The organism is Acinetobacter sp. UBA3132 (assembly GCF_002364825.1).
Classification (GTDB): domain Bacteria; phylum Pseudomonadota; class Gammaproteobacteria; order Pseudomonadales; family Moraxellaceae; genus Acinetobacter; species Acinetobacter schindleri.
In genome coordinates, this window is sequence record NZ_DEZM01000107.1 from 1 (window position 1) to 5,179 (window position 5,179).

General features: G+C 39.9%; 6 protein-coding genes and 1 other RNA gene. 3 read left to right on the forward strand and 4 right to left on the reverse strand.

The window, feature by feature from the left end; all coding sequences use genetic code 11:
* Positions 1-23 precede the first annotated feature (23 nt).
* Positions 24-1,289, forward strand: a complete 1,266-nt coding sequence (codA, locus tag B4033_RS05170) for a cytosine deaminase (protein WP_286832532.1) — start codon at positions 24-26, stop codon at positions 1,287-1,289.
* Positions 1,290-1,345: 56 nt separating this feature from the next.
* On the opposite strand, the gene B4033_RS05175 is transcribed toward codA, so the two are convergent.
* The 4 genes from B4033_RS05175 to B4033_RS05190 form a co-directional block, all read right to left on the reverse strand.
* Positions 1,346-2,713, reverse strand: coding sequence for a tyrosine-type recombinase/integrase (locus B4033_RS05175; RefSeq protein WP_286832533.1), 1,368 nt, complete (start codon positions 2,711-2,713; stop codon positions 1,346-1,348).
* A 139-nt stretch (positions 2,714-2,852) separates the two neighbouring features.
* Positions 2,853-3,037: non-coding RNA, 6S RNA (ssrS, locus tag B4033_RS05180), on the reverse strand.
* 97 nt (positions 3,038-3,134) lie between these two features.
* On the reverse strand, positions 3,135-3,422 hold the full coding sequence (locus tag B4033_RS05185) for a cell division protein ZapA (RefSeq protein WP_004810731.1): 288 nt from the start codon (positions 3,420-3,422) through the stop codon (positions 3,135-3,137).
* Positions 3,419-3,976 carry a hypothetical protein gene (locus B4033_RS05190; protein WP_286832535.1) on the reverse strand — a complete coding sequence of 186 codons (558 nt, stop codon included), beginning with the start codon at positions 3,974-3,976 and terminating at the stop codon, positions 3,419-3,421. Before B4033_RS05190 ends, B4033_RS05185 begins: the two co-directional genes overlap by 4 nt.
* Positions 3,977-4,040: 64 nt before the next feature.
* Here B4033_RS05190 and B4033_RS05195 point away from each other — a divergent pair, with 64 nt between their 5' ends.
* The gene (locus B4033_RS05195; RefSeq protein ID WP_005221317.1) at positions 4,041-4,676 is read left to right on the forward strand and encodes a UPF0149 family protein; all 636 of its coding nucleotides are present in this window, start codon (positions 4,041-4,043) and stop codon (positions 4,674-4,676) included.
* A 109-nt stretch (positions 4,677-4,785) separates the two neighbouring features.
* Positions 4,786-5,179, forward strand: a 394-nt coding sequence (locus B4033_RS05200) for an aminopeptidase P N-terminal domain-containing protein (RefSeq protein WP_286832537.1), incomplete at its 3' end; no start/stop codon positions are given.

Genomic DNA, 5,179 nt, shown 5'->3' on the forward strand with positions numbered 1-5,179 from the left:
AATTATTTAAAAAAGGAATCAACATGAAAATTATCAATGCAGTTTTACGTCATCAAGAAGGTTTATTTAGTATCACTTATAACAAGGGTATTTTTGACGCTATTGAGAAGCAAGCAGGTCTTATTCAAGCAGGCGATGTAGATACCATCGATGCACATCAGCAATTAGTCATGGCACCTTTGGTTGATCCCCATATTCATTTGGATGCTGTACTCACTGCGGGTGAACCTGAGTGGAATATGTCAGGCACACTCTTTGAAGGAATTGAACGCTGGGGGCAACGTAAAGCAACGATCACTTTTGAAGATACTAAACTACGTGCTTTAAAAACGCTGGATATGCTCATCGAGCATGGCATTCAACATGTGCGTACACATGTTGACGTAACTGATCCAAGTTTGACTGCAATGCGAGCTATGCTTGAAGTTAAAGAAGAAATTAAAGATAAAGTAAATTTGCAGATTGTGGCATTCCCTCAAGAAGGCATTGAGTCATTTAAAAATGGACGTGCTTTAATGGAAGAGGCAGTAAAGCTTGGTGCAGATGTAGTAGGCGGCATTCCGCATTTTGAATATACCCGTGAAAAAGGTGTAAGTTCAGTTCATTTCTTGATGGATTTAGCTGAAAAATATAACCGTCTGGTGGATGTACACTGTGATGAGATTGATGATCCAGCATCTCGCTTTTTGGAAGTTTTGGCAGATGAAGCACGTGTACGAGGTATGGGAGAACGTGTAACAGCTAGCCATACTACAGCGATGGGTTCTTATGATAATGCTTATTGTTACAAGCTATTCCGCTTACTGAAACGTTCTAAGATTAACTTTATTTCTTGCCCTACAGAAAGTATTCATTTGCAAGGAAGATTTGATACTTATCCAAAGCGCCGTGGTTTGACACGCGTACCAGAAATTGACCGTGCAGGCATGAATATTTGTTTTGCCCAGGATTCAATTCGTGATCCTTGGTATCCGGTAGGGAATGGCAATATTATTCGTATTCTGGATGCTGGCTTACATATCTGTCATATGCTGGGTTATGAAGATCTACAACGTTGCTTGGATTTTGTTTCAGATAATTCGGCCAAGACTTTATGTTTAGGTGATCAATACGGGATTGAGGTCGGACATCCGGCAAGCTTCATTATTATGCCGGCTAAAAATGATTATGAAGTTGTGGCGAACCAAACAAAAGCTATATTGAGTGTGCGTAATGGTAAAGTCATTATGCAGCGTCAGCAGGAGCAAGTGAACTTTATTAAAGTCGAAAATCTGGCTAAAACTGCATAATTTTGAACTTATAGTATAAATTTAAAAAACCGATGTTTAGACATTGGTTTTTATTTTTACAATCTCTGTTTGCTTTTTTGAATTGAATATTCCCGGTTGAGGATAAGATTTCGCCCCTCGTCAGAAAGAATATGATTTTCAATTTTGTTCATAGCATTCCTTAAATCTTTTGCATCAATCTGGGTATAGTCAGCAGTAATATCTGAATCATCTTGATAAGCGTGATTAATTAACGTTTTTACGGTATACATGCCGATCCCACAACGATTGGCAATAGATGCGAATGTACGTCTTAAATCATGAAAAGTGAATGGAATGCCTGTTTTTAAAGAAATTTTATGACGAACATATCTCCGATCTTTCACATGCGTGCCATTATCCCTTGCAGGAAATACATATTTACTACCATTTGCATATTTTGCTCTTTGTTTAAAAATATGCAGCAATACGTCTCCTAATGGTAAGAGTAGGTCATTGCCATTTTTAGGGTTAATGATAGTTAAAGTACCATATTTGAGATCTATCTTAGCCCACTCCAGTTGCTCGATTTCACTGCGTCTTAGACCAGTCAGTACAAAAGCCAGAAGGAAATCTTGATTCAAATAACCATATTCATTGGCATAGATTTGACCACGCCATTGAGTTTGAATAATAGCAAGAATCCAATCCGCTTGTTTTTCGCTATTTATGTAACCTTTTCTAGGTTTTAAGGTATTAAATAAATCATTACGATAAAGGATTTCTACAGGGCTAAATTCAGTGATAATCGGTTGATTATTAGAAATTAGTCTTTTACGGTGAAAATTATAAATTGCAGAAAATAGTTTAAGTGTGATGTTGGCATGGGATCGATTTGTTTTTGAAATTTCTGCATGTTTATCAATCACCATTTGCATCGTTACAACTGTAATTTTTAAATGATGCCAGTCCTTTAGGTATAGGTTCATATCTCTGTCATAGACAGATAACGTAGAAGGTTTTAAATGCGGTTTTGCTTCAATATAATGGTGATAAGCATTTAGCAAAGAGGGAATTTTCTGCTGATTGATATGTTCTTGAGATGCATTGTTACGTAGTTGATTTTTTTTCTCATTGGGATTGATTCCTTGAGACATCTCAATAATGTATTCAATTGCCTTCTGCCTTGCAGTTTCTGGTGTGTAAAGACCATGGTCTCCTATAGTTACACGACAAGGAGCACCACTTGGCATCTTTTTCTCAACGGTATATACCAGAGAATGGCGAGTGGCCCTGATAGCAAAGCCAATAAGTTTAAGGTCACGAAAGAAGATTTGTTTACCCGTGGGAATATCAAAACAATATGATTTTGATTCTTTTAATAAATCTTCTGCGTTTGGATCTGACAGTTGTTTAATCAGGTTTTTAACAAACGAGAGGGTAATAAGTACTTTCTTATTAGACATTTTCATTTCCTAACAGCACTAGCTGAATTAGTGATTAGATCTTTGGTATACATGGAGTATACAAAGGGCTAGAAAATGAAAATTAATTTGATAGAGAATTTAGAAATTTTGTTCATGATTATTGAAAAACAATCACTTAAAGTACTCCGAAGATGCCGCTGCATGTGTCGTTACCCTGAACCCGATGAGTTCAAGGTGGACGCGACGTATACTTGCTGGGTTTCCCACTCGAAGGTGGGCATACACTCTAAATATACAGAACGCAATCCATAAGTTTAAGTATCGGCAGGGGAATAGACCCGCTGGCGAACATCCCAGAGTTAGACTTAGTATAAACGATAAAGTTTATGTGGCAACTCTATGCTGTGTTGGAACTGTAAACTTGACCATTGATCGAATGAAGTTTAAACAAAAAGTCTGCTTATTCAGTCAGTTCTTCAACTTCTTCTAAAATAGTTTGTAACAAACGTTCGCAGTGGGCATATTGTTGCAGTGATTTATTCATGCTCAACACTTCCTGCATCAGTTCTAGCGCTACCATAATCACCAGTTTGCTTGGTTCCATACGAGGTGCTTTACGGCGAAATTCATCGTATTTGTCATTCAATAGTTGCGCTGCACGTTCAAGTTCTTCGCGTTGATCTGCGGTGGAGGCCAGACGGAAACTGTGACCAATTACTCTTAAATCAATAGCAATCTGTTCGCTCATGTTGACACTTCCTCAGTCGTTTCAGTCGGATGGGCCAATTGCTGAATTTCCTGTGCATGATGATCTTGAGCTGTGCCCAGAATCGCCAGACGCTGGATAATCGCTTCAACCTTGGCTTTAGCATGCTCATTCTTCTGGGTCAGACGCTCAGTTTCCTGATGCAGGCGTTGAATTTCCTGACGCGCCTGTTGCTGTTCATTCAGCAGCTTTTCTTTCAAAGTGCGCAGTTCATTACGCTCAGCCAGAATTTCCTGAAAACGGTTTTTCAGATCGGTGCAGCTTTTTTCCAGACGGCCATACCGGTCTGCAAGTGCAGTTGCATCATTATTAAGCTGTTGATATTGCGAGCGAGATTCAGCTAACTGTTCAGTTAAACTGTCATTTTCTTGTTGTTTTTGGCTAATAATGCTGTTTTTTTGAATGATTTCGGCTTGATGCTGACTCAGAGAGGAGTCCTGTTCTTCACGCAGGCTGGAGTTTTCGTTCTCCAGATGTGCAAGGCGCGTTTTTAAAACGCCAATATGCACTTGTAGACGCTGTAATTCTTCTAACATATCGAGGTCGCACAGTATTGCAAACAAAGGTAATATATAAGCAGTATAGAGATTGGATAAACGAATGCAAGACGATATTTCAGGTTGGTCAGATTGGCACCGCAATTTTTCTTCAATTGAGGAAATTTCCAGCCCAAGCGAACTTCATGGTTTGCTTACCGGTATTGTTTGTGTGACCCAGGCGCCGAGTAGCGAAGAATGGTTACAGATTCTGGAAACTTTAGATGTCCCTGAGCTGGATGCGGAAGCATTGGAATTACTAACAGGTGAAGCAGAAGACGTATTCCACTCACTTTCTGAAGATGAGCTGGATTATCTTCCATTACTTCCGGATGACGAGCATAGCCTCGCAGAACGTGTGCAGGCATTGGCAGACTGGTGTGCCGGTGTAGTCCTTGGTTTTGGGCTGGCAACAGGCCATATTCGTGATGATGAAATGGAACTGATTGAACATTTACAAGATGTTGCAGCAGTTGAATTTGAAGATTCTGACGACGATGCTGAAGGTGAGGAAAGCTATCTGGAGTTGTACGAATTTGTACGTCTGATTCCAGTGAGTTTATCTGTGGGTCGTAAAAAAGTTGAAGTGGAGGAAACGCCACTGTTGAAACGTTTTACAGCTAAAGTAAAAACTGAGTCTACGGACCCAGCTCAGGCACAATCTGTAGTTGAAATTTTCTCACCACATCGCCCAAGCTGAACTATAGCTATTTAGCTTTAGAAAAACCGGAATAAGTCCAGTCATCCTCTGGCTTACTCCGGTATCAAATCATATTCAAGAACAGCATTGATATAAGAAGTAAGGACCAATGAAGAAACTGACACAAGCAGAATTTCAGGAACGTCGTGATATCCTCGCCGGGGAAATGGGACTACGCAGTATTGCCATTATCGCCACCAGCCCAGTGGCCCTGCGTAACCGTGATGCTGACTATAAATATCGTGCCGATAGCAGTTTCTTTTATTTGACGGGCTTTGCTGAACCAGAAGCTGTGGCTGTGATCGAAACCTTTGACAGCGAAGAAGAAGGTTATACCTACAGTCTATTCTGTCGTGAACGTGACCGCGAGATGGAAATCTGGAATGGTTATCGTGCCGGGGTGGATGGTGCTGTCGATGACTATGAGGCAGATGAAGCTTATGCGATTGATCTGCTTGATGAAGAAATTCTGGAAAAATTGCAAAACAAGGATAAATTATTCT